Raw genomic sequence first — 24,868 nt, 5'->3', positions numbered from 1 at the left:
CACGAGTCGAACACAGACATCATAGCAACGACGACGGTGGTCCGCGCCCAGTGTCCGCCGTATGAGTTACGACGCGGTCATCTTCGACGACGACGGCGTGTTGGCGGTGCCGACGGCCACCGACGTGCGCCGCCGCGCGGTCCGGTCGGCGTTCGCTGAGTTCGCTGTCGAACCGACCACGGAGGGCGTAGACAGCGTCGTCCACGGGAGCATCGCCCGCATCCGGCGCGTCTGCGACGTTCACGGCCTCGACTACGAGACGTTCTGGGAGCGACACGAGGCGGCGGCCGCCGCAGCCCACATCGAGGCGATGGAACGCGGTCGAAAGGCGCTCTACGACGACGTGTCCGCGCTCTCGAAGCTCGACCAGTCGCTGGCCGTCGTGGGGGACACCCAACGCGAGGCGGTCGAACACCTCGTCGAACGGTTCGACCTCGGGGGCCTGTTCGAGGTGACGTACGGGCGCGAACCGTCCGTTGAGGGGTTCAGACGGCGCAAGCCGTCGCCGCACTACCTCGCTCACGCCGTCGAGAAACTGGGCGCGGAGAACGTCCTCTACGTCGGAGACAGCAACGTGGACGTTCTGGCCGCGCGTCGCGCGGGCGTCGACTCCGCGTTCGTCCGCCGACCCCACCGCACCGACTACGAACTCGCCGCGGACCCGACGTACGAGGTGCAGTCGCTTCGAGAGGTCGTCTCCGTCTGTTAACGTTTATATTCATCTTTGTCTATAAGTCAATGATGCTCGAAAGTCCCTCCAGCAAGGAAGACGCACCCTACGATGCGGCGATGGAGTTCACCGTCGGCGCCGCACTCTTCGGCCTGATAGCGGGCGGCGGGTCGATGTTCGGGTCGAACCTAGGTGTCGTCGGCGTGGTCATCTCGTTGGTCGCCACCCTCGTCGGCGTCTACGTCGGCGGCGTCCGCGTCGCGCGCGGCATCGGAATCGTCGTCGAGGCGTTCGCTCGCGCCCCGTCGAACCGGGAGTGAGTCACGCCCACTCGTCGGGCCAGAGGTTCGCCGCCCGCATCCCCGCCTCGAAGTCCTCGGCGCGGAACGCCGCCGCGAGCGTATCGGTGTCGAGTCGCGGCACCTCCGCCTCCCCGGCGAGTTCCCGGACCAAGAGGGCGGTCAGCATCGCGTGTTCGCGGACGTTCCGGTCGTCCACCTTGTCGCGGGTGTCGGCGTGGGTGTGACCCCACCCGCGCCCGCGTTCGCCGCTATCGCTGTGGAGTTGCAGGGCGGGGACGCCCGCGCGGACGAACGGCCACTGATCGCTGAACGGGTGCGGTTCCGGCTTTATCCGGATCGGATGCCGCGTTCGGTCGGACACCCGGCGGGCGACGCGTTCGGTGGCGTCGGAGGTGTGCGTCATCGCCACCAAGTCGCGGAACCGACCCGCGCCGTCCACGTTGACGACGGCCTTCAGTCGGTCGCGGTCGAGTTCTTCCGCGAGGCGTTCGGAACCGAGTAGTCCGGTCTCCTCGCATCCAACGGCGGCGACGCGGACGCCGAGGGGGAGGTCCATCGCCGCGAGGATTCGCGCCGCGACGACGACGGTGGCGATGCCGCATCCGTTGTCTAGCGCGCCCTCCGCGATGTCGTGGGCGTCGTAGTGGGCGACCAAGAGGAGTTCCTCGTCGGTGTCGGGGCCGACGCGCCCGACGACGTTCCGACTCTCGTCGGGCGTCGTCTCCGCTTCGACGGTCAGGCGCGCCGTCGCGCCCCGGTCGGCGTAGTCGGTCAACCACGCGCCGGACTCCTTGCTGACGCCGACGGCGGGGGCGGCGGCCTCCTCGCCGAACGTCAGCGAACCGGTCGGAGGGAGTTGGCCGGGGACGTGGTTGACGAAGACGAACGCCTCCGCGCCGGACTCGACGGCGTAGCCGAACTTCTCCATCCGGTGGACGAACCGCCCGCCCGAGGGCGTGGTGGTCGACGCGACGGCTATCTTACCCTCGACGTCCGCCTCGTCTATCTCGTCGGGCGTCCCGTGGCCCACGTCCGCGAGTTCGGCCGTCACGTCGCCCGACGGCGAGTACGGCAGGGCGACGGCGTCGAACGTTCGTTCGTCGGGCGCGGTCAGTTCGAGCGACGACCCGCCTCGGTGCCACGCGTTCATCTCGAACGGTCGCTCTCGCACGTCCGCGACGCCGGCGTCGCGGAACGCCTCGGCGACGAGTTCCGCCGCGCGCCGTTCGCCGTCGCTCCCGGCCATCCGGTTTCCGATGCTCGTCAGTCGGGTGAGAAACTCCCACGCTACGTCGTCGGTCCACGCCCGGCCGAGGGCCGCCGCCTCCGCCTCCGCTTGCGCATCCGCATCCGCCGGTGAGTCGCGTCGGTCCATACCGCGGCGTCGTCCGTCGCACCGATAGGGGTTGCGGGGGATTGGGGTTACTCGCCGTCCGAGAGCACCGTGAGGAACGTTGGCGGGACTCGTTCGGTCGTGTACACCGCCCTCCCGCGCTTCCGCACCTCACGTCCGGAGTCGCGGAGACCCGCGGCGTTCACGCGGAGGACCGCCGGATCCGAGGCGTGGCGCGACCCGACCTCTCGGGCCTCCTCGACGGACTCCGAGAGGTGTACTTCCCGCCGATTCATCGGTTTCAACCCCTCCTCGCGGATGGCCTCCAGATTTCGCGGCGCGGTGCCGTGGTAGAGGACGTCCGGAATCGGATCGTCCTCGTCGCCGGCGTTTCCGTCCGCGTCCGCGTCGAGGTCGACGTCGATGGAGTGGCCGTACGCGGCCCTGACGCGCCCCCCGTCGCGTTCGAATCGCCCCTTCGGATCCGCGGCGATGACGCCGCGGAGTGCCTCCTCGTCCGCCCAGTCGTACTTCCGTTCGACCGCCGAAAGCAGGTCGGCGAACTCGGCCCATCCAGCCTCGGAGACGTTGACACCCGCGTCGTCCGGGAAGTGCCGAAGCGCACCGCTGACGAACTTCGAGAGTCGAGTTCGACGCTCCGAGGAGAGGACGACGCGCCCGCCGACGCCGCAGGCGGGACACGCATCTCCGTCGAAGAAACCGTGGTCTCGACAGCGACGAATCGCGCTCATCGTCGGAAGCGACGGGACGGGCGCTAAAGAGCCTGATGACGGTCGAACGGGTCGTATCGACTCCCTACTAGCCCTAAATATTATTCTCTACGAACACGAACCTGGGGGAACGATGCCGGAATGTGAAAACTGTGGTTCGTTCGTCACCGCGGAGTACGTCCGAGTTTTCGCCCCGGACGAGATGGACAATCCCCGTGTGTGTCCGAACTGCGAAGACAAAGTCAGAGACGGAGCGGACGTGCGCGAGGCGCGCGCGACGCGGCACTAATCGAATCCGGTACTCGCTACCTGATCGACGGTTCTTCCCCTAGCTGAGGGTGCGTCTCCGGCGGGAGACGAGTCGTCGGACGCGTCGAAGGCACCCTTCCTCGGTTCGTGCGACTCCCGGCGGAGACGCATCCGGAGCCGACTTCAGTCCTCTTGCTCGCCTCCGCCGCCTTCGCCGCCCTCTCCGCCTTCTCCGCCTTCTCCGCCGCCCTCTCCGCCTTCTCCGCCTTCTCCGCCGCCTTCTCCGCCTTCTCCGCCGCCCTCCCCGCCTTCGCCACCTTCGCCACCTTCTCCACCTTCTCCACCTTCTCCGCCGCCGCCGAGTCCCGAACACCCGGCGAGGGCGAGAGCGAGCGCTGATGCGGCGCCTGTAACGACTCGTCGTCTGGTCGGACTGCGGGCCATGGGCGACCCTTCGGGCGTCCGGATGAAGTACTCTGTGCGCGTTCGACGGACAGTCACGTTCTCGAACCGCTCTCGCCGTCGCCTCCTCGAACGCCCGGCGGCGCGACGGAGGCGAACGCGCCGCCGCACCGGAATAGGCAAGGCTTACCAAGACACCGACGGTGGGGAGACGTATGAGTTCGGTTCCCGAGCGGAGCGAAATCGAGCGAGAGTACAAGTGGGACGTCGAGGACATCTACGCCAGCGACGACGAGTGGGAGGCGGCGTTCGAGGACGTCAGAGAGCGTCTCGACGACCTCTCGGCCTACGAGGGCCGCGTCACCGAGAGCCCCGAAACCCTGCTCGAACTGCTCGAACTGCAGGAGGACATCATGCGCGACGTGTCGAAGGTGGCGAACTACGCCAGCCTCCGGAGCGCGGAGGACACCCGAAATCAGGAGTACCAAGCGCTCTCGACGAAAGCGCAGTCGCTGGCGTCGCAGGCGTCCTCGGCGGCCAGCTTCGTCGAACCGGAACTGCAGGAACTCGACGAGTCCGACGTCGAGGCGTTCGTCGAGGAGGTGCCCGAACTGGCCGAGTACGAGCACTTCTTCGATGACGTCCTCCGCATGAAGCCCCACACTCGCTCCGCCGAAGTCGAGGAACTCCTCGCGGAGTTGGGCGAGGTGGCGGGCGCGTCGAGCGACATCTACAACATGCTCTCGAACGCGGACATGACGTTCCCCACCGTCGAGAGCCCCGAGGGCGAGGAGATCGAGATATCGCAGGGCAACTTCATGAAGCTCCAGAAGCACTCGAACCGCGAGTTCCGCCGCGAGGTGTACGAGCAGTTCTACGACGAGTGGGAGGACGTGCGCAACTCCGTCGGGACGGCGCTGAAGAACAGCGTCAAGAAGGACGTGAAGTACGCCAGAGCGCGGAACTACGACACCGCCCGCGAAGCCGCCCTCGACGGCCCGAACGTCCCCGTCGAGGTGTACGACAACCTGCTCGGAACCGTCCGCGACAACCTCGATTACCTCCACCGCCACGCCGAACTGAAGCGGGAGGCACTCGACGTCGAAGACCTCCAGATGTGGGACCTCTACATGTCGCTGACGGGCGAGGAGGGTCCCGAAATCACCTACGAGGAGGCGAAGGAGTACATCGTCGAGGCCGTCGCGCCCCTCGGCGAGGAGTACCAAGAACGCCTCGCGGAGGGCTTGGAGTCCCGCTGGGTGGACGTCTACGAGAATCGCGGCAAGCGCGCGGGCGCGTTCTCCTCGGGGACGTACGACACCCAACCGTTCATCATGATGAACTACCAGGACGACATCGCCTCGATGTTCACCTTGGCCCACGAACTCGGCCACTCGATGCACTCGGAGTTGGCGAAGGAGGAGCAACCCTGGCAGTACGCCGACTACGAGATCTTCGTCGCCGAAGTCGCCTCGACGGTCAACGAGACGCTCCTGACGCACTACCTCCTGGAGAACGCCGAGGACGACGAACTCCGCACGCACGTCTTAGACGAGTACCTCGAACGGTTCCGTTCGACGCTGTACCGCCAGACGATGTTCGCGGACTTCGAACTGCGGATGCACGAGATAAGCGAGGAGGGCGGCGCGCTCACGCCGGACCGACTCGACGAGATGTACGGCGACCTGAAGGCGGAGTTCTACGACCCCGCCGAGACGGACGACCGAATCGCCCGCGAGTGGATGCGCATCCCGCACTTCTACTACAACTACTACGTCTACCAGTACTCGACGGGCATCTCGGCGGCCGTCGCCATCGTCGAACGCATCCTCGAAGAAGGCGAGGACGCCGCCGCGGACTACCGCGAGGCACTCGCCCTCGGCGGGTCGAAGTACCCCATCGAGGTGTTGGAGACGGCGGGCGTGGACATGGCGTCTCCCGAACCCATCGAGTCCGCCCTGTCGGTGTACGGCGAGTACTTAGACGAGATAGCCGAGTTGCTGGACCTCGAATAGTAACGGCACGGCGGTCTTCCTCTTTTTAGGGCACTCAGAACGGGATACGCCTCTCACGGAGACCTCGTTTATTTCGTCCGACCGGTGCCGAACCGACCGCTACGTCGGCGTGCGAAGAGAACAGTAGTTCAGCTCCCTTTATCTCGGCATATTTCCGGCGTCACTGAGACTATTCCGGCCTCTCGGGCCGATCCGCTATCTGACTTTCGTATACGTCAGGTCGAAATCGTGCTCCCATTCAGTACCATCCTCTGACTTCTCCCACGTACCGGTGATTGTATCGCCGTCGTCGCTGAGTGCCCCAGTAAAACGCTGTGAGAACCCCGGTGCCTCCCGCCAGAGTTCCCACTTGCCGTCGCTCAGAGCCATTTGATACACGCGAAAGACACCGCGAGCATCCGAATAGAGCATCGTAAACTGCTCGTTTGAATCGTCTACTCCGATAATCGAGACGGTGGGGAGCGGTGAGTTTTCACCTATTTCGGTGGTCATTTCAGACGTGTTCCCTGCCTCTCCGCGATACGCAAGGAAGGCCCCGTCCTCTATCCATTCGAACCTCGCACGTGCACCCGTATGCGTCTGGCCATTGATCGACATTCCCATCTCCCATTCCCCAACGAACGCGTCTAACCGTTCGAGTAGTGGATTCGATTCGGCGGTCATCGTACGATGTATAGCTGACAACTGCTTAACGATAGCTCGCTCGCAGGCCCGATGGTACATCGATCACCTCCGTCGAGCGATTCGATTAGCGCCCACATCGAGCGCTGAACCGACGACTGATACGCGCCCCGTATTCGATACGACAGTCGAAACCGGTCACCCGTGAGGATTTCAACGGAGCCGACAGCGTGAGTTCAGCCGTGCCCTTCTCGTTTCAGCCCCGGCACTGCCGCGGTATCGTCGCTAACGACCGAGCAGATAGGCGCGAACACTCACCGCTCGTGCCGCCCTTTGTAGAGGTAGACGACGACGAAGACGGGAACCGCGGCGATGATGGCGTAGTGCCACTCGCCCGCGAACGCCGGCGGCGCGAGGAAGACGACGGCGACGAGGTAGCCGAGCAGTGCCCCCAGGACGGACCACCCGTCGGAGTCGCGGAGGTACTCCACGACCGCGCCGATCATCGTGAGAAGCACGACGGCGGTGAGCATGATGACTATCTCGTCGAGCGACGACATGAACCCGTGGCCGGAGTCGAAGAAACTCGGCATCTACGCCTGTCTCTCGGCGTCTGCGGTTCGGTTCGCGGGACGGTGCGCGCGACGGTAGTCCGTGACCATAGCGGCGGTACGACCGGCGGCCGGTTGACGGTTCTGCCCGGTGCGCCGAGTTCGGTCGTCGGTGAACGATGAGAACGGGCCGGGAGGGACGTTGAACCTCACTCGCTCCGCTCACTTCGTTCGCGTCGCTCCCTAGTTCAAGTCCTCCGTGGCGTTTTCACTGCTCATTTCGTTCGCAGGAAAACGGGCCGGGAGGGACTTGAACCCCCGACCGTCTGGTTAAAAGCCAGACGCTCTGCCGAACTGAGCTACCGGCCCTCGTCGTGACCTTACTGGTGGGCAGTCATAAGCGTTTACTCTCGTCCTGCACGCTCTTTGTCCTCCGCCGCGTCGTGCGACTATGAGCGAACACTCCGCCCCGGCGGATACCGAACTCGGGTCGTTCGTGGACCGACTCCTCCGGTTCGACACCACCGGGGGCGACGAACTCGAAGCCCAACGGTGGCTGAAACGGCAGTTGGACGCCTTCGGCTTCGAGACGTACGAGTGGACCGCCGACGCCGAACGACTGGCCGACCACCCGTCGTTCCCGGACGACCCCGCCGAAATCGACGCTTCGGGGAGACCGAGTGTCGCGGGCGTGTTCGAGTTCGGCACCCCCGAGGCCGGGCCGACGCTCGTCTTGAACGGCCACGTGGACGTGGTTCCCGCCGACGCGGAGAACTGGACTGCGGACCCGTTCGACCCCGTCTGGTCCGAGGACGGCGGGGAGACGACGCTCACCGCCCGCGGCGCGGCGGACATGAAGTCGGCGGTGGGCGCGTGCGTGTTCGCGGCGCGCGACCTGAAGGCGCGGGTCGAAACGGGTGAGGCAGAACTCGACGGCCGAATCGTCGTCGAGAGCGTCGTCGGCGAGGAGGAGGGCGGCATCGGCGCGGCGGCGGCCGCACTCGACGACCCGTACCCGTTCGACCGCGACGCCGCCATCGTCGCGGAACCGACCGAACGGCGCGTCGTCACCGCCACGGAGGGGACGGTGATGAAGCGCCTCCGAATCCGCGGCCGATCGGCCCACGCGGCGACGCGGTGGCGCGGCGAGGACGTGCTTCCGCACTTCGAGCGGATACGCGCGGCCTTTTTCGAACTCGAAGCCGAACGCGGGGAGACCGTCGAACACCCCCTCTACGAGGAGTACCCGGTTCCGTGGCCGATATGCGTCGGGCGGGTCGAGGCGGGCGCGTGGGCGTCCAGCGTCGCGGGAACGCTGACGGCGGAGTGGCGTCTCGGCGTCGCGCCGGGCGAAACCGTCGCGGAGGTGGAAGACGCCTTCGAGGAGCGACTGGACGAAGTCGCGGCGGCCGACGAGTGGTTGCGCGAGCACCCGCCGACGTTCGAGCGGTTCTCGATTCAGTTCGAACCCGCCGAGATCGACGCCGACGAACCGGTGGTTCGGGCGCTTCGGGACGCGATGGCGGCGACCGGACACGGGGACACCGACCCGACGGACGCGACGTACGGCGCGGACTCGCGTCACTACGTCGCGGCGGGCATCCCGACGGTGCTGTACGGACCGGGGACCGTCGAACAGGCGCACTTCCCCGACGAGACGATTTCGTGGGCGGAGGTGGAGACGGTGCGCGAGACGCTGACCGAGGCGGCCGCGAACTTCCTTCAGCCGAAGAAGTAGTCGTCCAACACCTCGGCGACCAAGTCGCCGGGCGTGCGGTTCTCTATCGACGCGCGCCGCCGGAGTTCGCGGTACACGTCCGGCGGGAGCGACAGTTCGAGTCGGCCGAGTTGGACGTCCCGGTCGGCCAACGCCTCGGCGACGGGCCGACCGTCGTTCACCTCGCTCGCGACCTGTCGAACCTCCCGGACGGTCAGGTCGCCGTCGATGACCGCCCACGCGATGTCGAACCGGTCGGGACCGGGGACGCGGGCGATGTGCTTCGCCGCCGTCGGCGCGATGTGGCCGCGGGCGACGTGCCGGCGGATACCCTGCGGCAGGTCGTGGACCCGGGCCCACTTGCGGATGAACGACACCGAAACGTCGCCGCCGGCGCGTTCGGCCGCCTCCTTGTACGACCCGACGCCGCGGACGAGGGCCGCACACGCCGCCGCGCCGCGGAGCATGTACACGTTGTCCTCCGCGCCGACGGTGTTCTCGGAGAACGCCCGAACAGTCTCGGCGGCGAGTGAGACGCTCTCGGGGTCGTCCGGGTCGAAGCCGACGGCTTCGTGCGCCCTGTGCCCGGTGATGGCGGGGTCCGCTCGGACGACGGGTTCGCCGACCGGTTCCTCCCTGTCGGCCGGTAGCGCGGGCTCGTCCCCCGAATCGGCCGGCGGCCTGTTATCGTCCGTCATCGTCTGGGTTCGAGTAACGAATCGGTCACCAAAAGCCTCCCCGTCTGTTGCGAACGTTGCGCAAAACCCGAGAGACGCAGAAGGGTCGGAGAGTCAGTCGTCGCGGTTCTCGGAGAGGTGCTCCCAGACTTCGGTGCAGCCCGCACCGTCGTCGAGGGACTTGAGGTGGTCGTAGTCGTTCTCGACCGCCTCCGAGTCGGCGTCGGCGGCCGGTTCTTCGTCGTCTATCTCGTCGCCGTCCGTCTCGATACGGGTCCGAGTCATCGCTCGGCCTCCGTGTCGAGGTCGTACAGTTCCGGCGCGACGTCGGCCGATGCGTGCTGGCGACGCCCCGTGTCTGTGTCGTGACGGTCGGTCATCGAACCACCCTTCGGTTGCCACACGGTTAAAGCGCGCTTCCTCTGTAATGTGTACCTGCACTCCCGACTACCGGAATCAGTTGCCCCTTTCTCATACGCGACAGATCGGGGATAATCGCCAGCCTCCGGCCGGATTGTCACGAACCCTCTCGTCGTCAACCGGGACGGGGATTGCTCGCGCCGTCAAAGTAGGGTGTCTCGGGCGCGTACGAGTAGGTATGACAGTCGCTCTTCGCGTCCTCGACGACGGCGCGTGGGTCTCCGTGAACGACGACCGCAAGGTGAGCGTGAGCGAACTGTGGCGGTTCGTGGACTCGGATTTCTGCCGATGCGAACTCCCCGATATGGTCGTCGAGGGCATCGTCGAGGTCGGCGTGGACGGCCGGACCATCGAAGCGCGCGTGTACGGCCAGTGCATCGCTTGCGGCGAGAAGGGGACGACCGGATGGGTACCGGTCGGCAAGATTCTCGACGGCGAATTCGTCGATATCGACCGCGAGGGAGTGCTCAAACCCACCGGAGTCGAGAATTAGGCAGTATTTTCCTGTATTTGGAAGCACCGGGAAGGGTTGACGGCACGCGTCGGTCTTTGAGTGTCCACACGAATGTAGACGTAGACAAATGCCTACGGACGTCGAACGCTGGAAGTCAGAGGTGTATGGGAACGAGATACGCGAACACCTGTTCAGGTTCGCGGAGGAGGGGTGGGACGCCATCCCCGACGACGAACACGACGCGTGGTTCGAGCGGTTCAAGTGGTGGGGCCTGTACCACCAGCGGAACGGGCAGGAGTCATACTTCATGATGCGCATCGGGACGCCGAACGGCGTCCTCGAACCGGGGCAACTGCGCGTCGTCGGCGAGATAGCCGAGGAGTACGCGACCGGACCGGGCACGAACCCCATCTTCGGCGACGCCTACGCCGACTTCACGACCCGACAGTCCATCCAACTGCACTGGATAAACATCGAGGACGTGCCGGACATCTTCGAGAAACTGGAGGAGAACGGCATGTCCACCCAGCAGGCCTGCGGTGACTCCTGGCGGAACATCGTCGGCAACCCCGTCGCGGGCAAGGACGCCGAGGAGGTCATCGATGCGTGGCCCGTCATCCACGAACTCAACGAGGAGTTCAAGGGCAACGACGACCACTCGAACCTCCCGCGGAAGTGGAAGGTGTCGGTCACCGGGTCGCCCGACGGGTCCGGGCAGGGCGACATCAACGACCTCGCCTTCGAACCGGCGTACAAGGAGATAGACGGCGAGGAAGTCGTCGGCTTCAACGTCCGGGTCGGCGGCGGCCTCGCCCGCAACGAGGAGCGCTTCGCCCGCGACATCGACGTGTGGGTCGCAGAGGAGAACGTCCCCGAGGTGGCCGGCGGCCTCTCCGCTCTCTTCCGCGAGTACGGCGACCGCGAGGACCGCTACAACGCCCGCATCAAGTTCCTCGTCGACGAGTGGGGCCCCGAGAAGGTCCGCGACGTCCTCCAAGAGGAGTTCGTGGACTTCGAGCTCCACACCGCCGGACGCGACGTCCGCGAGGAGTACACGTACAACGCCGGCAACGGCGGCCGCAACGACCTCATCGGCGTCCACGAGCAGAAGGACGGCAACTACTTCGTCGGCCTCAACGTCCTCGTCGGCCGGATGGGCGCCGAGGACGTCCTCAAACTCGCCGACCTCGCCGAGGAGTACGGCTCCGGCGAGGTCCGACTCACGCAGCGTCAGAACGTCATCGTCACCGACGTGCCCGAGGAGGACCTCGACGCGTTCCTCGAAGAGGACCTGCTCGAACACTACTCGCCCGACCCCTCGCCGTTCATGCGCGGGTCCGTCGCCTGCACGGGCACGGAGTTCTGCTCGCTCTCCATCGTGGAGACGAAGAACCGGCAGGTGCGCTACGCTCGCTGGCTGAAGGAGAACGCCGAACTCCCCGAGGGCACCGACGAGTTCCACATCCACCTCTCGGGCTGCACCGCCTCCTGCGCGCAGCCGCAGATTGCCGACGTGAGCCTCCGTGGCATGAAGACCCGGAAGGACGGCGAAGCGGTCGAAGCCCTCGACATCGGTCTGGGCGGCGGCCTCGGCGAGGAACCGCAGTTCGCCCAGTGGGTCACCCAACGCGTCCCCGTGGACGAGGTTCCCGGCGCCATCAAGAACCTCCTCGAGAACTTCGACGAGGCGCGCGAGGACGGCGAGTCCTTCCGCGAGTTCGTCTCCCGCACGGACGAGGACGACCTGGCCGAACTCGTCGAACCCGAGGAGACCGACTACGAGGACCCGATGATGCACAACACGAAGATGACGTGGTACCCGTACGCCGAGGACGACGACATGGCGTCCAGTCCCGCCCCGGCGTACCCCGACGACACGCCGATGCCGTCCGACGACTGAGGCGCGTCCGCGTCTAGTCGGCCCCTCTCTTCTCTCCTCTCGCCACCGCCCCCAGCCTCGTCTCCGTCCGCTTCGTCGCCCCCGTCGCGTCACCGCCGCGCCCGAACGGACGGCCGGTTTTATCGTAGCCCGACCAATACGTCCGTGCGGACTTCGGTCCTCGTTCGTCACACGACCGCAGCATGTCACCGAAAGACGCCGTTCGAGACGCCCTCCAATCGCACGACTCCGCCGCGACCGTCGGGAGAGAACTCCACGCCGTCCCGCCGCACGCGGTCTACGAGGTGACGTTCGACGGGCGGCGCGCCGTCTGTAAGGTCGCGCGGGGGCCGACCGCCGACCCCGCGAAGGAGGCGGCCGTCCTCCGGTACGTCGCCGCCGAGACGCCCGTGCCCGTCCCGCGCGTTCTCGCGTCGGGAGACGACCACTTCGTCACGGAGTGGTGCGACGACGTGCCCGCGGACCCTCCGCTCACGGAGGCGCGGGTTCTAGCGATGGGGCGCGGACTAGCCGCCCTCCACCGATCGGCGGCCGAGGACTTCCGAGCGACCGGCCGCGTCCGCGCCGGACCGGAGGGCGTGACGCACTCGAACGACGACCGGTGGAGCGAGACGCTCTGTGAGGTACTGAGCGACCGGGCGTCGTACCTCGACGCTGTCGGATACGGCGACGTCGCCCGCGAAGTTCGGTCGGTCGTCCGCGAGAACGCCGAGCGACTCGATGCGGTCGAAGATTCGACGCTCCTGCACGGGAACTACCTCCCGGACCACGTCGGCGTCGCGGGGAGCGAGGTAACCCGCGTCATTGACTTCGAGCACGCGCTCGTGGGGCCCGGCGAGTGGGACTACCTCCGGACGGTCGTTCCGGTGTTCGGCATCGACCCGACGCCGACGGACGGCGTCTCCCCCGCCGCGTTCCGGAACGCGTACGAGTCCATTCGACCCCTCCCGCGGGGGTTCGAACGGCGGCGACCGCTGTATCACCTCGTGAACGCGGCGTCGTACCTGCGAGCGCTACACGTTCAGCGCTCGCACCTCGACGCCCACGTCGGCGGCGTCGAGCCCGCAGACCCCCTCGACGCCGAGGCAGTCGCCCGACGAGCGTACGACCTCTGTACGTTCGTCCGCGACGCACTCGACGACCGGGAGGGCGGGTGACGGTACGCCTTTGAGTGTCGGTCGCGTTCTCACGCGTATGCCCAACAGGCTCCTTCGGGTCAACGCGTACACGACGTTCGACATGCTGGACGCCGAGGCGGTCGGACACGACTTCACCGACGAGGCGTTCGCGGTGCTGAACGTGACCGCGCCGCGCGAGAACCCCGACCACGTGAAACTCGAACTCGAACTCGACAACAGCCAGTTGGAGAACCTCCCGGCGCACGCCGACCGCGTGACGCTCAGCGCCGCCGAAGCGCGGAAACTCTCCTCAGAGTTGGAGAAGTACGCGAACCGCGTCGAGGCGGCTCAGAGCGACGACTGACGGGGGTTGAGGGAATCGAGAGCGGAAAACGAAAAACGACCGAAGAGGGAGCGTCGAACCCTCGCCGGGGGAGCACTCGGAACGTCGGTTCGAAACGGTCCGGCGAGGGAGGTGGATACCTCTTCGACGCGGCGACCGGCCGTGGCGTTGCGGAGACGAGTCTAGTTCGTGTACGCGCCGCGCATGACCCGCGTCACCGACGGGCCGAGTCCGGCGGGTCGAGGGGCGAACGCCGAGTCGGCGTCACTCCTCGGCGTCGCCGCCGGCGCGTTCCCGCCACCGCGCCTGCTGTTGCCGTTCCGTCACGTGGTCGAGACCGTCCACCAGTTCGTCGCGGACCGCGGACTCGAACGACTCGACGTCGCGCAGGAACGACTTGCGGAACGAGGTGACGAGTTCGTACGTCCACTGGTCTTCGACCGCGCCCGCCGGGAGGTGGTCGTCGCGGAGGCCGTTCGCCCACTCCTCGTGGCCCGCCTCGCGCAGTTCGTCCTCGGCGTCGGCCAGGCGGTTCATCGCGTGACCTATCTGATGGTGGAACGTCAACAGCGACCCGTACCCCTTGTAGATGTGTTCGAGGCCGAGTTGCAGGTCGTGAAGCGCTCTTCGCTCCGCCTCGCTGATGTCCGGGTCCGGCGCGTTCGGAGGAACGTCGCTCATACTCCCGTCCAAGGAGTGCGGTGGCATAGGCGCGACGGCCGGGGGACTCGATAAAAAGAGCGTCGCGGGACCTTACGCCGAGGCGTCGTATCCGGCGTCTTCGACGGCGGCGACGAGTTCGTCCTCGTCGGCGTCGCCCTCGACGGTGGCGGACTCGCTCTCGCGGTCCGCGGTTGCGGACTCGACGCCGCCGACGCCCGAAAGCGCCTCTTCGACTGTCTGTTCGCAGTGCTCGCAGGTCATGCCTTCGACGGTGATGTTCCGACTCATCTCGTTCGAACGTACCCGCCGTACGCTTAATGCGCTTTCTCTTCAGAATCGAAAGTAGAATCCCGAGCCGACCGAACGTTCGAAAGCGACGGTCGGCCCGAAAAACGGAACCTGCGCGTCAGTTCTCGGTGAACTGGTCGTGGTAGTGCCGTTCCACGTCGAGTCGTTGCTCGCGGGTCAGGTTCCCGAGTTCGCTGTCGTAGAGGTACCGAGCGAACTGATCGCGGGTGCGGACGTGCGCGAGTTCCTGATCCTCGGCGAACGGTTGCCGGTCGTACATCTCGGTTATCTTCGCGGCGGAGTCGGGACTCAGTTCGGAGAAGTTGTAGCCCCACTCGGCCTGCGCGAGTTCGTCGCGCGAGTACGCCGCGTTCTCGCCCGTGTCGTCGAACTGCGCGTCGAACGCCTCTTGGACGTCGACGCGAGCGTCGAAGCCGAGTTCCTCGAAGCTCGCGTTGTAGCGGTCGCGCGCGATTTCGTCGCGCGAACGGACCTCGGCGGGGTCCCACTCGCCGGACGGTTGGCGGAGGTACAGTTCCTCGACGGCGGCGGCGTCCGCCGTCCCGAGGGCGTCGAAGTCGGACCCGAAGACGGCCCGCGACAGTTCGTCGCGCGAGTACGTCGCGGACGCGTTCGCGTCCGAGGAGTCCGAGGAGTTAGACGCCGTCGTCTCCTCGGATTCGTCCTCTGCGGACCCGTCGGCGGAGGTGTCGGCCGTCTCGTCCTCGTACTCGGTAGAGCGAACGGTGATGGTGACGTTGGCCGTATCGGTCGCGCCGCGGGCGTCCGTCACGGTCACGCGGAACGTCACGTCCGTCCAGACGGCCACGTCGGGCGAGACGACGGACGCGGTGGCGGTGTCGTTGCGCACCCACTCGGCGTCCGGACCGGACACCTGCGTCCACGTGTAGTTCAGTTCGTCGCCGTCGGCGTCGCGGGACGCGGCGGCGTCGAGTTCTACCCGCGTCCGTTCGTGGACCATCCCGTCAGCGCTTACTGCGGCGACGGGCGCGGTGTTGTTCTCGACGGACGCGTTCTCGGCCGACGCGTTCTCGGCCGACGCGTTCGCCGACGACTCGGCGTCGGTCGCGTTCGTCTCCGAGGAGTCGGTCGCGTTCGCCGCGGAGTCGGCCGTCGCCGCCTCGGTTCCCGTCGGCGCCGCGGTCGATTCGGTCCCCGTCGAGTCGGTCCCGGCGGAGTCCTCTTCGGACGACGCCTCGGTCGTTGTTCGGTCGGTCGATGCGGTCGATGTCGCAGTCTGTTCGGACGACGATGCACCGGTCGTCACGGCCTCCACGGACGACGCGACGTCGTCCGTCGATGGGACGCCGATGTCGGCGCCGACGCCGCCGACGAAGGCGGCGGTGGCGACGACGCCGACGCTTGCGACGACGGCGATGAGCGTTTGGTACTTCATAGTGTAGAGCCTCGCACCTCGGAGTTTCGTCGGATGGGGAACCCTTCGTTATGCGGCGACGAGCGAACGGGTAGGTGAGAGATAACTTCAGTTACGAGATACAGTATTCTCGTCGGGAAGGTAGCTCGGAGGCGTTAATCCGGGTCAAACTCCGCACAACCGAACGTGAGGCGTCGGGAGACTTCGGATTGCAAAGTCTCCGGGGTCGAAACGTTATTCGTGCCGAAGCGACCACACGGGGCCGTGAGCAGTCTCGACGAGACGGACATGGAGATTCTCGAACTCCTGTCCGAGGACGCGCGGCGGCCGTACAGCGACATCTCCGAGCGAGTGGGACTCTCCGCGCCCGCCGTCTCGGACCGAATCGACCGCCTCCGGGAGTCGGGGGTCGTGAGGCGATTCACCGTGGACGTGGACCGGTCGCAACTCCGCGCCGGCGTCCCCGTCCTCGTCCGCCTCGAACTCCGACCCGAGGAACTCTCCGACGCGAAAGACGCCGTACAGGGCGCGGACGCCGTCGAACACGTCTTCACCACCGTCGAGGGCGACGTGGTGTTCCACGGCCGGTTCCGCGCCGACGCCGTCAGGACGCAGTTGGACGAACTCGTGGACCTCTCGCGCGTCGAGGACTACGAGGTGACCCTCCTCTCGGACGCCGAGTGGACGCCGAACGTCCGCGGCACGGAGTTCGCCCTCTCCTGCGCGGAGTGCGGCAACACCGTCACCGACGAGGGCGAGTCCGCCCGGTTCGGCGGCGAACGGTACCACTTCTGCTGTCCCTCCTGTCTCGCCCGGTTTGAAGACAAGTACGAACGCCTCGAAGCGGGCGCCGAGTAGACCTTCGATTCCTAAGTTTTGTCGCCGTCTAACCCTGGTTAGATAAGGGGAAACCGAGGTAAGTGAGGGGTGCGTAAGAGTATGTGAGTGATGAGTACCACAACAGCCCACCTCGACGTGCGCGGGATGTCCTGCGCTAACTGTTCGCAGACGGTTAGCGAAGCCCTCCGGTCGCTCGACGGCGTCGAGGAGGCGAACGTCAACTTCGCCACCGACGAGGGGAGCGTCACGTACGACCCCGAGCGGGTGTCCCTCGCGGACGTCTACGACGCCGTCGAGGAGGCGGGGTACGACCCCGTCGAAGCGACGGCCACGATAGGAATCGCCGACATGTCGTGCGCCAACTGCGCGGACGCGAACCGCGAGGCGTTGGAGTCCACGCCGGGCGTCGTCCGCGCGGACGTGAACTACGCCACCGACGAGGCGAGCGTCGTCTACAACCCGGCGGACGCCTCCAAAGAGGACCTCTACGACGCCGTCGAATCGGCCGGCTACACGCCGGTCCGCGAGGACGACGGCGACGAGGGCGACGGCTCCGACGCGCGCGACGCCGCCCGGAACGCCGAGATGCGTCGGCAGAAGCGCCTGACGCTGTTCGGCGCGGCGCTCTCCGTCCCCTTGTTGGCGATGCTCGTCCTCGAACTGTTCGCCTCGGGCGTCCTCCCCGAGACGATTCCGGGCACCGACCTCCCGTTCGGGTGGGTGGCGTTCGCCCTGGCGACGCCCGTACAGGTCGTCCTCGGCCGCGAGTTCTACGAGAACTCCTACAAGGCGGTCGTGAAGAACCGCACCGCGAACATGGACGTGCTCATCGCCCTCGGGTCCTCGACGGCGTACCTCTACTCCGTCGTCGCCCTGTTGGGCGTCCTCCCGAACGCCGGCCTCTACTTCGACACGGCGGCGCTCATCTTGGTGTTCATCACCCTCGGGAACTACCTCGAAGCGCGTTCGAAGGGGCAGGCCTCCGACGCCCTCCGGAAACTGCTGGAGATGGAGGCCGACACGGCCACCCTCGTCGAGGAGGACGGCACCGAACGCGAGGTGCCCCTCGAAGACGTGGAGGTGGGCGACCGCCTGAAGGTCCGCCCCGGCGAGAAGATACCCACCGACGGCGTCGTCGCGGACGGCGAGTCCGCGGTGGACGAGTCGATGGTGACCGGCGAGTCCGTCCCCGTCTCCAAATCCGAGGGCGACGAAGTCGTCGGGTCGACCGTCAACCAGAACGGCGTCCTCGTCGTGGAGGCGACGAAGGTGGGCGAGGACACCGCCATCCAGCAGATAGTCGAGACGGTGAAGGAGGCCCAGTCGCGCCAGCCCGAGATTCAGAACTTCGCGGACCGCATCTCGGCGTACTTCGTCCCCGCGGTCATCGCCAACGCCCTGTTCTGGGGCGGCGTCTGGTTCGCCTTCCCGGAGGCGTTGGCGACGTTCGTGAACGGCCTGCCCCTCTGGGACGTGGTGGTCGGCGGCCCCGCCGCGGCGGGCGGCCCCGTCTCGAACTTCGAGTTCGCCGTCCTCGTGTTCGCGTCGTCGGTGCTCATCGCCTGCCCCTGCGCCCTCGGACTGGCGACGCCCGCCGCGACGATGGTCGGCACGTCCATCGGCGCGCAGAACGGCGTCCTGTTCAAGGGCGGCGACATCCTCGAACGCGTCCGCGACGTGGACACCGTCGTCTTCGACAAGACGGGTACGCTGACGAAGGGCGAGATGTCCCTGACCGACGTGGTCGTCGTCGAACCCGCCGCGGACGGCGGGAAAGCGGCCGCGGACGGCGGGCAGTTAACCGACGAACGCCCCGAACGCACCGAGGAGTCGGTCCTGCGCCTCGCCGCCGCCGCCGAGAGCGGAAGCGAACACCCCCTCGCCGAGGCCATCGTCGAGGGCGCGCGCGAACGCGGCATCGACGTGACGGACCCCGAGTCGTTCGAGAACGTCCCCGGACACGGCGTCCACGCCACCGTCGAGGGCCGGGAGGTTCTCGTCGGCAACCGCAAGTTGCTCTCCGACGAGGGCATCGACCCCGCGCCCGCGGAGGACGAACTCCGCCGACTCGAAGGCGAGGGGAAGACGGCGATGCTCGTCGCCGCCGACGGCGAACTCGTCGGCGTCGTCGCCGACGCGGACACCCTCAAGGAGTCCTCGGCGGACGCCGTGGCCGCCCTCCGCGAACGCGGCATCGACGTGCGGATGATAACCGGCGACAACGAGCGAACCGCCCGCGCCGTCGCCGAGCGAGTCGGAATCGACCCCGAGAGCGTCCGCGCCGGCGTCCTCCCCGAGGACAAGGCCGACGCGGTGGAGGAGATACAGTCCGACGGCAGTCGGGCGATGATGGTCGGCGACGGCGTCAACGACGCCCCGGCCCTCGCCACCGCGTTCGTCGGCGTCGCCATCGGGTCCGGCACCGACGTCGCCATCGAGGCGGCCGACGTGACGCTGATGCGCGACGACCCGCGCGACGTGGTGAAGGCCATCCGCGTCTCGGAGGGGACGCTGTCGAAGATTCGGCAGAACCTCTTCTGGGCGCTGGGGTACAACGCGGCGATGATTCCGCTGGCCTCCCTCGGACTGCTCCAACCCGTGCTGGCCGCGGTGGCGATGGCGTTCTCGTCGGTGTCGGTGCTGACCAACAGCATGCTGTTCCGGCGGTACGCGCCGGACCACGACTACCGACTGCTCGGCTTCCTCCGCGGAGGGAACTGACGTGGGCGACGACTGCACCTACTGCGGGTGCGACGTGACGGTTCACGACCCCGTCTACGTGGAGGAGACGGACGCGGACGGACGTCGCGTCCCCGCGGGGCGGTTCTGCAGCTACGGCTGTCTGGCGGCGCACGTCGAAGCGGAGGGACTCGCCGCCGGGACGACCTGTCGGGTCGAACTCGACTGACCGGCGGCGCGGGAGGGCGACGAGGAGAGACGGACCCGCCGAACGAGACGCGGCGTCGCCCTCAGTACTCGTCTCTCAGCGCGTCGTGAACGGCGTCTCGCTTCTTCTCGCACCGCGCCGTGAGTTCGCCGACGGAGGACAGCACCGGGTACGTCACCTCGCGGTCCGAGGAGAGGTACTCGACGACGGCGTCGTGGCGGATGCCGGCTTTCAGCCCCGTCGCGGAGACGTGCCGAAGCGTCTCCTGTCTCCGGTCGGCGACGCCTTCGAGGCCGGATTCGACGGCGTCGATTCGGTCGCGCATCGAAAGCAGTTCCTCGGTGTCCGCGAGGATGAGCGTCGCCTCGTCCGTGGGCGGAAGCCGCCTCCTCGCCGCCTTGAGGTCGTCTATCGCCGAATCGAGCGAGTCCCGTTCGCGTTCGAGGACGCGAACCATCACCGTGTTCTCCGCGAGGCGTTGCTCTGTGTGTTCGAGGACGGCGCGCTTCAGTTGCGGCGTGAACCGGTTGCCGCCGCCCTCCGCGGCGAGGGCCACCGCGACTTCCTCCGTCAACTCGGCGGCGATGGTCTCGTGGACCGACGGGTTTCCGTCGTCGCTCTCGGTGACGTGCGGTTGGACCAACTCGGCGAACGCCCGACGGACGGTTCGACAGGCGTCGTCTCCCGCCGCCGAACTGGCGGCCGTCCACCCGGCGGGGCCGCCGGCGGCCCCGCCGTCGTCCATCGTCGTCGCGGGCGTGGTCTCGACGCAGTTCTTGAACCGTCTGAACGCGTCTCGCTGCTTCGAGACCGCACGGTGTTCGTCGCGGGCGTCGCGTCGCGCGGAGAGCGGAGGTTCGAGTGCGTCCGACATGGTCAGTTGCTCCCAGATTCGGGGCGGGCGGCCACGGGTGCGGCGTCAGATATCCCCGTTGACGATGGAGGCGACCCGTTCGCGGTCAAACAGTTCGCCCTCCACGTCGTACAGTTGTTTGGCGGCGCGTTCCGTGAGGACGAGGTTCGTGATGGGGCCCTGATAGAGGGGGCCGCCGCGGTAGACGTCGCCGTTCTTGACCGCGGTGAGCGCGCTCGCCGTCTCGTGGTCCTTCATGAACGAGACGACGGTGTTCTGGAACTCCTTGGCCGTCTTGGCCTCCTGTCCGCGGAGGAGGAGGACGTCAGGGTCGACCTCCAGAAGCGTCTCGTAGTCGATTTCGCCGCGCGAGGAGTGGAAGTCCTTCACGTCCGTCTCCGCGAGGGCGTCGCGGACGTTCAGGTCGCGCCACTGCTTGAAGCTCGTCCCCTCGCTGATGACGTACGGCAGGAACGTCTCGGGTTGGTCGCCGGAGGCCCAGAGGACGGCCACCCTCGGGCGTTCGGACTTCGAGGACGGCACGACGTCGGAGAGACCCGTCTGGAACTCCTCGTGGAGGGAGGCGAACGCCTCGTAGCGGTCGGTCCGTTGGAACACCTGCGCGAGTTTCTCGAACGCCTCGTACAGCGAGTAGTACCTGTAGTCCTCGTGCCACGTGTACCCCCGCGAGAAGATGCTGTTGCCGAAGAACGGCGCGACGTTTTTCGCTATCTCGTCGACGTCCGCCTGCTTCCAGCCCTTGTAGCGGTTCAGAAGGAAGTTCGGGTCGATGACGTGCAGGTCGCCGTCGAGTTGGTAGAACACCTCCTTGCTGACGCCGTCGGAGTAGAGCGACACCATATCGCTCTTGTCGACGGAGACGTCGGGAATCTCGTCGTAGTACTGGGTGTGGTACCGGGACGTCATCCAGACGCCCTTCGGCGGTTCGACGCCGAGGGCGACGCCCATGTCGGCCCAACTGCCGTTGTTCGCCACCCACGTCTTCGGGGGTTGGTCGAACGAGACTTCGCCCACGGGTTCCATCGAGACGGAGTAGGAGGAACTCGACCCCGTCGTCTCCGACTCGGTTCCCGTCCCCGTCTCCGTGGCCGACTCGGTCGCAGACGCCTCCGTCCCCGTCTCGGTCGAACCGGAGCCGCTTCCCCCCATACAGCCGGCGAGAAGACCGCTCGTAGCCAGTAGTCCGCTCGCCTTCAGCACGTTACGCCGGGTCCGACGCGGTGCGCCGTCGTTTGTCATTACGTTTTAGGCCGACCTAAAACCACAAGAGTGTTACGATGTGGACGGGAGAATCGGCTCACAGCGACCGTTTCGGGACGATTTCGGGGTCGGGCGTGTGGGAGACGGCGGCGTCGACGTTGAACACGTCCGCGAGGAGTTCCTCGGTCACTACTTCGCGCGGCGGCCCCCAGTCGTACACCTCGCCGTCGCACATGGCGACGAGGTAGTCGGCGAACCGGGCCGCCTGCGCGATGTCGTGGAGGACGACGGCGACGGTGACGCCGCGTTCCTCGTTCAACTGCCGGACCGTCTCCATCACGCGGAGTTGGTGGTGTAAATCGAGGTAGGTCGTCGGTTCGTCCAAGAGGAGCACGTCCGTGTCCTGCGCGAGGACCATGGCTATCCACGCCAACTGCTTTTGCCCCCCGCTGAGGTTCCCCACCTGCTTGTCGCGGAGGTGGTCCACGCCCGCCAGATCGAGCGCGCGTTCGACGGCGCGTTCGTCCTCGTCGGACACCTGCTGGAAGAAGTTCCGGTGGGGGTAGCGGCCGTGGTAGACTAAATCCTCCACGGTGAGCGACCCGGGCGACTCGTTCTCCTGCGAGAGCATGCCCAGCTCGCGGGCGAACTCCTTGTCGCCGTACTCGTGGAGTCGCTTCCCGTCGAGGGTGACGACGCCGCCGTCCGGGTCGAGATGGTTCGAGAGCGCCTTCAGGAGCGTGCTCTTCCCGCTCCCGTTCGGCCCGACGAGCGCGGTTATCTCGCCGCGCGGCACGTCGATTCGGTCGCACTCGACGACCGGTCCGTCGCTCGTCGGGTACGACAGCGTGAGGTTCTCTCCGACGAGCGCGCTGTCCGTCTCCTCGCTTCCGTCCCGTGCGGTTCGTTGCATGGTATCAGTCTGTTCGGCCGGTCGCGTCCGTTCTGTGGTGTCGTTTACCTTGCTCATCAGATGTCACCCAGGTTCTGCTGTCTCCGCATCAGATAGAGGAAGTACGGCCCGCCGACGAGGCCGGTGACGACGCCCACGGGCAACTGAACCGGGTCCAACGCCAGTCGCGCGCCGACGTCCGCGACCACCATCAGCGCCGGTCCGGCGAAGACGCACCCGACCATCAGGCGCTTGTAGTCGCTCCCGACGAGGTTCCGCACGAGGTGCGGCACGATGAGGCCGACGAAGCCGACGATGCCGGCGACGGCGATGGCGGCGCTGGCCGCGAGGATGGCGACGCCCGAGAGGAGAAAGCGCGTCCGTTCGACGGACATCCCGAGCGACTGCGCCGTCTGTTCGCCGAGCAGGAGAACGTTCAACTGCCGGGCGGCGACCACCGAAAGCGAGAGCGCGACGGCCGTTGAGGGAAGCGCGAGACGGACCTGCTCCCAGTCGACGCCGGTCAGCGAGCCGGTGGTCCACGCGATGGCGCTCTGGACGATGGCGAGGTCGTCGGCGAAGAAGAACATCGCCGTCTGCATCGACTGAAACAGCGTGCTGACGATGACGCCGGCGAGGACGAGGCGGACCGGACTCGTCCCGCCCTTCCACGCGATGGTGTAGACCAGGAGGAACGCCAGCGCGCCGCCGCCCGCCGCGATGAGCGGGAGGAACGGCGCGAGGCCGCTGAAGACGACGAGCGTCAGGAGAATCGCGAGCCCCGCACCCGACGAGACGCCGAGGATGTACGGGCTCGCAAGCTCGTTTCGGGTGACCGCTTGGAAGATAGCACCCGAAACCGAGAGGTTCGCGCCGACGAGGATTGCGACGAGGACGCGCGGCAGTCGGATGTTCCAGACGATGAGGCTCTCTCGCCCCATCTCCGGAAGCTCCGTTCCGAAGAGGAACGCCGACCACGCGTCCACGTTGAAGAGAACAGCCGGGTTCAGCACGGCCCGCCACGCTTGGGTGAGCGACATCGTGTACGTGCCGAAGCTCACCTGCACGAGACCGCCGAGAACGACGACGACGACGCTGGCGACGCAGAGGCCGACGAGCGACCCGTCGATCCATCCGACGCCCCGACGAAGCCGCGACCAGATACCCAACCGCGTAGATTCACTCATCGGACGTTGTTTAGGGTTACCTAAACCATACGTATATGCGTTACTCTTCGGCGCGAGAAGCCGGAAAACGAGGGCACGAGCCGCCGACTCCGTACGCAACGGCGGATACACGGCGTTCGTCCCGGCCGGACGGCGGCCGCGAGGATTTCGAACGCGCGCGACGAACCCGTTCGTCGCTCCGCCGGGGCGGCGTGCGGTCGTCTATCGGATAGGTCCCCCGACACATAATTCGTTCGGCGGAATCGACGCAGCGTCGCCTCGGACTGGCGTCCGTCGCGCTTCTCCCCGAATCGGGGGCCCTCACTCGCCCTCTGTCGGTGCTCTCTGAGTCGCAGATGTTGTGAACCGGTGGTGCGCCGTGCGAGTAAAGAATAGTCTAACGAGCGAAAAATTAGCTATAGACGAGACGGGACGCCGGTCGCCGAGCCGAACTCGGCGCGGCGGGCGTCACGGACCGATTCGCCGTTTCATCGGATAAAGCGCCCGAAGAACCGCGTTTCGATCGCTCTCGTTCGTCGGTGAACCGTGAACTGATGGTAAGGTTTATAATTATCTTAGTGTATTGTTATCGGTAGTGCGGCGCTCTCGGTAAAGTAGCGTCGCGGGACCGAGAACGATGAGTGAAGAACGATACATCGGCGCCATCGACCAGGGGACGACCGGAACCCGGTTCATGGTCTTCGACCACGACGGACAGGTAGTAGCGAACGCGTACCAGAAACACGAACAGGTGTATCCGGAACCCGGCTGGGTGGAACACAAGCCGCAGGAGATCTGGGAGAACACGAAGGAGGTCATCGACGCGGCGCTCGCCGAGGCCGGGATCGGCTCCGACCAGTTGGACGCCATCGGCATCACGAACCAGCGCGAGACGACGCTCATCTGGGACCGCGAGTCGGGCAAGCCCATCCACAACGCCATCGTCTGGCAGGACCGACGCACCACCGACCGCGTCGAGAAACTCCAAGAGGAGGGCAAAGAGGGGTGGATCCGTGAGAAGACCGGTCTCGAACCGGACGCGTACTTCTCGGCGACGAAGGCCGAGTGGCTGCTGGACAACACCGACCAGATCAAGCTCCAGCGGATGCGCCCCGACGACGTCCGCGAGAGAGCCGAACAGGGCGAGTTGATGTTCGGT

At 66.7% G+C, this 24,868-nt stretch carries 27 protein-coding genes and 1 tRNA gene; 14 read left to right on the top strand and 14 right to left on the bottom strand.

Features of this window, described 5'->3' with window-relative positions:
* The first annotated feature begins 61 nt into the window (after positions 1-61).
* On the top strand, positions 62-709 hold the full coding sequence (locus ACFQEV_RS02750; RefSeq protein WP_379692456.1) for an HAD family hydrolase: 648 nt from the start codon (positions 62-64) through the stop codon (positions 707-709).
* Between the two features lie 32 nt (positions 710-741).
* A complete protein-coding gene (locus ACFQEV_RS02745; protein ID WP_379692455.1) occupies positions 742-990 on the top strand; it encodes a hypothetical protein in 249 nt (82 codons plus the stop codon).
* Between the two features lies 1 nt (position 991).
* Here ACFQEV_RS02745 and ACFQEV_RS02740 read toward each other — a convergent pair whose 3' ends face one another.
* A complete protein-coding gene (locus ACFQEV_RS02740) occupies positions 992-2,347 on the bottom strand; it encodes a M28 family peptidase (protein ID WP_379692453.1) in 1,356 nt (451 codons plus the stop codon).
* A 47-nt stretch (positions 2,348-2,394) separates the two neighbouring features.
* Positions 2,395-3,057, bottom strand: coding sequence for an RNA 2'-phosphotransferase (locus ACFQEV_RS02735; protein ID WP_379692452.1), 663 nt, complete (start codon positions 3,055-3,057; stop codon positions 2,395-2,397).
* Between the two features lie 112 nt (positions 3,058-3,169).
* Between ACFQEV_RS02735 and ACFQEV_RS19875 the strand changes: the two genes are divergently transcribed.
* The 3 genes from ACFQEV_RS19875 to pepF all read left to right on the top strand — a co-directional run bounded on the left by ACFQEV_RS19875 (position 3,170) and on the right by pepF (position 5,702).
* Positions 3,170-3,325 (top strand): DUF7563 family protein, encoded by a 156-nt coding sequence (locus tag ACFQEV_RS19875; RefSeq protein ID WP_464391808.1) that lies wholly within the window; start codon positions 3,170-3,172, stop codon positions 3,323-3,325.
* A gap of 152 nt (positions 3,326-3,477) precedes the next feature.
* The gene (locus ACFQEV_RS02730) at positions 3,478-3,684 is read left to right on the top strand and encodes a hypothetical protein (protein ID WP_379692450.1); all 207 of its coding nucleotides are present in this window, start codon (positions 3,478-3,480) and stop codon (positions 3,682-3,684) included.
* Between the two features lie 218 nt (positions 3,685-3,902).
* The gene (gene pepF, locus ACFQEV_RS02725) at positions 3,903-5,702 is read left to right on the top strand and encodes an oligoendopeptidase F (protein ID WP_379692449.1); all 1,800 of its coding nucleotides are present in this window, start codon (positions 3,903-3,905) and stop codon (positions 5,700-5,702) included.
* A 195-nt stretch (positions 5,703-5,897) separates the two neighbouring features.
* Here the strand turns inward: pepF and ACFQEV_RS02720 are convergent, their stop codons facing one another.
* The 3 genes from ACFQEV_RS02720 to ACFQEV_RS02710 all read right to left on the bottom strand — a co-directional run bounded on the left by ACFQEV_RS02720 (position 5,898) and on the right by ACFQEV_RS02710 (position 7,243).
* Positions 5,898-6,365: a hypothetical protein gene (locus ACFQEV_RS02720; RefSeq protein WP_379692448.1), complete on the bottom strand. Its 468-nt coding sequence runs from the start codon at positions 6,363-6,365 to the stop codon at positions 5,898-5,900.
* Positions 6,366-6,637: 272 nt separating this feature from the next.
* Positions 6,638-6,916, bottom strand: a complete 279-nt coding sequence (locus ACFQEV_RS02715) for a hypothetical protein (protein WP_379692447.1) — start codon at positions 6,914-6,916, stop codon at positions 6,638-6,640.
* Positions 6,917-7,169: 253 nt separating this feature from the next.
* A tRNA-Lys gene (locus ACFQEV_RS02710) sits at positions 7,170-7,243 on the bottom strand.
* An 82-nt stretch (positions 7,244-7,325) separates the two neighbouring features.
* Between ACFQEV_RS02710 and ACFQEV_RS02705 the strand changes: the two genes are divergently transcribed.
* The gene (locus ACFQEV_RS02705; RefSeq protein ID WP_379692446.1) at positions 7,326-8,612 is read left to right on the top strand and encodes a M20/M25/M40 family metallo-hydrolase; all 1,287 of its coding nucleotides are present in this window, start codon (positions 7,326-7,328) and stop codon (positions 8,610-8,612) included.
* Here ACFQEV_RS02705 and ACFQEV_RS02700 read toward each other — a convergent pair.
* Both ACFQEV_RS02700 and ACFQEV_RS02695 read right to left on the bottom strand, forming a co-directional pair.
* Positions 8,597-9,289 (bottom strand): DUF7119 family protein, encoded by a 693-nt coding sequence (locus tag ACFQEV_RS02700; protein WP_379692445.1) that lies wholly within the window; start codon positions 9,287-9,289, stop codon positions 8,597-8,599. The genes ACFQEV_RS02705 and ACFQEV_RS02700 overlap by 16 nt on opposite strands.
* 93 nt (positions 9,290-9,382) lie before the next feature.
* Positions 9,383-9,553, bottom strand: coding sequence for a hypothetical protein (locus tag ACFQEV_RS02695; protein ID WP_379692444.1), 171 nt, complete (start codon positions 9,551-9,553; stop codon positions 9,383-9,385).
* 313 nt (positions 9,554-9,866) lie between these two features.
* Here ACFQEV_RS02695 and ACFQEV_RS02690 point away from each other — a divergent pair, with 313 nt between their 5' ends.
* The 4 genes from ACFQEV_RS02690 (at position 9,867) to ACFQEV_RS02675 (ending at position 13,524) form a co-directional block, all read left to right on the top strand.
* Positions 9,867-10,181: a DUF8134 family protein gene (locus ACFQEV_RS02690; RefSeq protein WP_379692443.1), complete on the top strand. Its 315-nt coding sequence runs from the start codon at positions 9,867-9,869 to the stop codon at positions 10,179-10,181.
* Between the two features lie 88 nt (positions 10,182-10,269).
* Complete coding sequence (locus ACFQEV_RS02685) at positions 10,270-12,042, top strand: nitrite/sulfite reductase (RefSeq protein WP_379692442.1); 1,773 nt, start codon at positions 10,270-10,272, stop codon at positions 12,040-12,042.
* 182 nt (positions 12,043-12,224) lie between these two features.
* Positions 12,225-13,199, top strand: a complete 975-nt coding sequence (locus ACFQEV_RS02680; protein WP_379692441.1) for a phosphotransferase — start codon at positions 12,225-12,227, stop codon at positions 13,197-13,199.
* Positions 13,200-13,236: 37 nt separating this feature from the next.
* Complete coding sequence (locus tag ACFQEV_RS02675) at positions 13,237-13,524, top strand: DUF6360 family protein (RefSeq protein WP_379692440.1); 288 nt, start codon at positions 13,237-13,239, stop codon at positions 13,522-13,524.
* A 243-nt stretch (positions 13,525-13,767) separates the two neighbouring features.
* Here the strand turns inward: ACFQEV_RS02675 and ACFQEV_RS02670 are convergent, their stop codons facing one another.
* The 3 genes from ACFQEV_RS02670 to ACFQEV_RS02660 all read right to left on the bottom strand — a co-directional run bounded on the left by ACFQEV_RS02670 (position 13,768) and on the right by ACFQEV_RS02660 (position 15,871).
* Positions 13,768-14,184, bottom strand: a complete 417-nt coding sequence (locus ACFQEV_RS02670) for a hypothetical protein (protein ID WP_379692439.1) — start codon at positions 14,182-14,184, stop codon at positions 13,768-13,770.
* 72 nt (positions 14,185-14,256) lie between these two features.
* On the bottom strand, positions 14,257-14,454 hold the full coding sequence (locus ACFQEV_RS02665; RefSeq protein WP_379692438.1) for a CopZ family metallochaperone: 198 nt from the start codon (positions 14,452-14,454) through the stop codon (positions 14,257-14,259).
* A 118-nt stretch (positions 14,455-14,572) separates the two neighbouring features.
* A complete protein-coding gene (locus tag ACFQEV_RS02660) occupies positions 14,573-15,871 on the bottom strand; it encodes a PKD domain-containing protein (protein WP_379692437.1) in 1,299 nt (432 codons plus the stop codon).
* Positions 15,872-16,114: 243 nt separating this feature from the next.
* Between ACFQEV_RS02660 and ACFQEV_RS02655 the strand changes: the two genes are divergently transcribed.
* The 3 genes from ACFQEV_RS02655 to ACFQEV_RS02645 all read left to right on the top strand — a co-directional run bounded on the left by ACFQEV_RS02655 (position 16,115) and on the right by ACFQEV_RS02645 (position 19,598).
* A complete protein-coding gene (locus tag ACFQEV_RS02655) occupies positions 16,115-16,708 on the top strand; it encodes an AsnC family transcriptional regulator (RefSeq protein WP_379692436.1) in 594 nt (197 codons plus the stop codon).
* Between the two features lie 90 nt (positions 16,709-16,798).
* Positions 16,799-19,411 carry a heavy metal translocating P-type ATPase gene (locus ACFQEV_RS02650; RefSeq protein ID WP_379692435.1) on the top strand — a complete coding sequence of 871 codons (2,613 nt, stop codon included), beginning with the start codon at positions 16,799-16,801 and terminating at the stop codon, positions 19,409-19,411.
* Position 19,412: 1 nt separating this feature from the next.
* Entirely contained in the window at positions 19,413-19,598 is a 186-nt protein-coding gene (locus ACFQEV_RS02645; protein WP_379692434.1) for a hypothetical protein, read from the top strand.
* A 61-nt stretch (positions 19,599-19,659) separates the two neighbouring features.
* Here the strand turns inward: ACFQEV_RS02645 and ACFQEV_RS02640 are convergent, their stop codons facing one another.
* Genes ACFQEV_RS02640 through ACFQEV_RS02625 form a run of 4 tightly spaced genes read right to left on the bottom strand, consistent with a single transcriptional unit; the run spans position 19,660 to position 23,730 of the window.
* Complete coding sequence (locus ACFQEV_RS02640; RefSeq protein WP_379692433.1) at positions 19,660-20,451, bottom strand: DUF7260 family protein; 792 nt, start codon at positions 20,449-20,451, stop codon at positions 19,660-19,662.
* A gap of 45 nt (positions 20,452-20,496) precedes the next feature.
* Positions 20,497-21,690, bottom strand: a complete 1,194-nt coding sequence (locus tag ACFQEV_RS02635) for an ABC transporter substrate-binding protein (RefSeq protein WP_379692432.1) — start codon at positions 21,688-21,690, stop codon at positions 20,497-20,499.
* Between the two features lie 58 nt (positions 21,691-21,748).
* Positions 21,749-22,564 (bottom strand): ABC transporter ATP-binding protein, encoded by an 816-nt coding sequence (locus ACFQEV_RS02630; protein WP_379692431.1) that lies wholly within the window; start codon positions 22,562-22,564, stop codon positions 21,749-21,751.
* A gap of 56 nt (positions 22,565-22,620) precedes the next feature.
* Complete coding sequence (locus ACFQEV_RS02625) at positions 22,621-23,730, bottom strand: FecCD family ABC transporter permease (protein WP_379692429.1); 1,110 nt, start codon at positions 23,728-23,730, stop codon at positions 22,621-22,623.
* Positions 23,731-24,346: 616 nt separating this feature from the next.
* On the opposite strand from ACFQEV_RS02625, the gene ACFQEV_RS02620 reads away from it, so the two are divergent.
* A partial coding sequence (locus ACFQEV_RS02620; protein ID WP_379692428.1) for an FGGY family carbohydrate kinase occupies positions 24,347-24,868 on the top strand: 522 nt, incomplete at its 3' end.

Origin of the sequence: Halopelagius fulvigenes (genome assembly GCF_042662625.1) — an archaeon.
Taxonomy (GTDB): Archaea; Halobacteriota; Halobacteria; order Halobacteriales; family Haloferacaceae; genus Halopelagius; species Halopelagius fulvigenes.
The sequence above is the reverse complement of the archived record's forward strand: the minus strand, read 5'-3'. Positions and strand labels throughout refer to the sequence as shown.

Excerpts from the sequence above, each read along its gene's own strand:
- ACFQEV_RS02750 (WP_379692456.1), top strand. The coding sequence starts at position 62 with ATGAGTTACGACGCGGTCATCTTCGACGACGACGGCGTGTTGGCGGTG.
- ACFQEV_RS02745 (WP_379692455.1), top strand. The coding sequence starts at position 742 with ATGCTCGAAAGTCCCTCCAGCAAGGAAGACGCACCCTACGATGCGGCG.
- ACFQEV_RS02740 (WP_379692453.1), bottom strand. The coding sequence starts at position 2,347 with ATGGACCGACGCGACTCACCGGCGGATGCGGATGCGCAAGCGGAGGCG.
- ACFQEV_RS02735 (WP_379692452.1), bottom strand. The coding sequence starts at position 3,057 with ATGAGCGCGATTCGTCGCTGTCGAGACCACGGTTTCTTCGACGGAGAT.
- ACFQEV_RS19875 (WP_464391808.1), top strand. The coding sequence starts at position 3,170 with ATGCCGGAATGTGAAAACTGTGGTTCGTTCGTCACCGCGGAGTACGTC.
- pepF (WP_379692449.1), top strand. The coding sequence starts at position 3,903 with ATGAGTTCGGTTCCCGAGCGGAGCGAAATCGAGCGAGAGTACAAGTGG.
- ACFQEV_RS02720 (WP_379692448.1), bottom strand. The coding sequence starts at position 6,365 with ATGACCGCCGAATCGAATCCACTACTCGAACGGTTAGACGCGTTCGTT.
- ACFQEV_RS02715 (WP_379692447.1), bottom strand. The coding sequence starts at position 6,916 with ATGCCGAGTTTCTTCGACTCCGGCCACGGGTTCATGTCGTCGCTCGAC.
- ACFQEV_RS02705 (WP_379692446.1), top strand. The coding sequence starts at position 7,326 with ATGAGCGAACACTCCGCCCCGGCGGATACCGAACTCGGGTCGTTCGTG.
- ACFQEV_RS02700 (WP_379692445.1), bottom strand. The coding sequence starts at position 9,289 with ATGACGGACGATAACAGGCCGCCGGCCGATTCGGGGGACGAGCCCGCG.
- ACFQEV_RS02695 (WP_379692444.1), bottom strand. The coding sequence starts at position 9,553 with ATGACTCGGACCCGTATCGAGACGGACGGCGACGAGATAGACGACGAA.
- ACFQEV_RS02690 (WP_379692443.1), top strand. The coding sequence starts at position 9,867 with ATGACAGTCGCTCTTCGCGTCCTCGACGACGGCGCGTGGGTCTCCGTG.
- ACFQEV_RS02685 (WP_379692442.1), top strand. The coding sequence starts at position 10,270 with ATGCCTACGGACGTCGAACGCTGGAAGTCAGAGGTGTATGGGAACGAG.
- ACFQEV_RS02680 (WP_379692441.1), top strand. The coding sequence starts at position 12,225 with ATGTCACCGAAAGACGCCGTTCGAGACGCCCTCCAATCGCACGACTCC.
- ACFQEV_RS02675 (WP_379692440.1), top strand. The coding sequence starts at position 13,237 with ATGCCCAACAGGCTCCTTCGGGTCAACGCGTACACGACGTTCGACATG.
- ACFQEV_RS02670 (WP_379692439.1), bottom strand. The coding sequence starts at position 14,184 with ATGAGCGACGTTCCTCCGAACGCGCCGGACCCGGACATCAGCGAGGCG.
- ACFQEV_RS02665 (WP_379692438.1), bottom strand. The coding sequence starts at position 14,454 with ATGAGTCGGAACATCACCGTCGAAGGCATGACCTGCGAGCACTGCGAA.
- ACFQEV_RS02660 (WP_379692437.1), bottom strand. The coding sequence starts at position 15,871 with ATGAAGTACCAAACGCTCATCGCCGTCGTCGCAAGCGTCGGCGTCGTC.
- ACFQEV_RS02650 (WP_379692435.1), top strand. The coding sequence starts at position 16,799 with ATGAGTACCACAACAGCCCACCTCGACGTGCGCGGGATGTCCTGCGCT.
- ACFQEV_RS02640 (WP_379692433.1), bottom strand. The coding sequence starts at position 20,451 with ATGTCGGACGCACTCGAACCTCCGCTCTCCGCGCGACGCGACGCCCGC.
- ACFQEV_RS02635 (WP_379692432.1), bottom strand. The coding sequence starts at position 21,690 with ATGACAAACGACGGCGCACCGCGTCGGACCCGGCGTAACGTGCTGAAG.
- ACFQEV_RS02630 (WP_379692431.1), bottom strand. The coding sequence starts at position 22,564 with ATGCAACGAACCGCACGGGACGGAAGCGAGGAGACGGACAGCGCGCTC.
- ACFQEV_RS02625 (WP_379692429.1), bottom strand. The coding sequence starts at position 23,730 with ATGAGTGAATCTACGCGGTTGGGTATCTGGTCGCGGCTTCGTCGGGGC.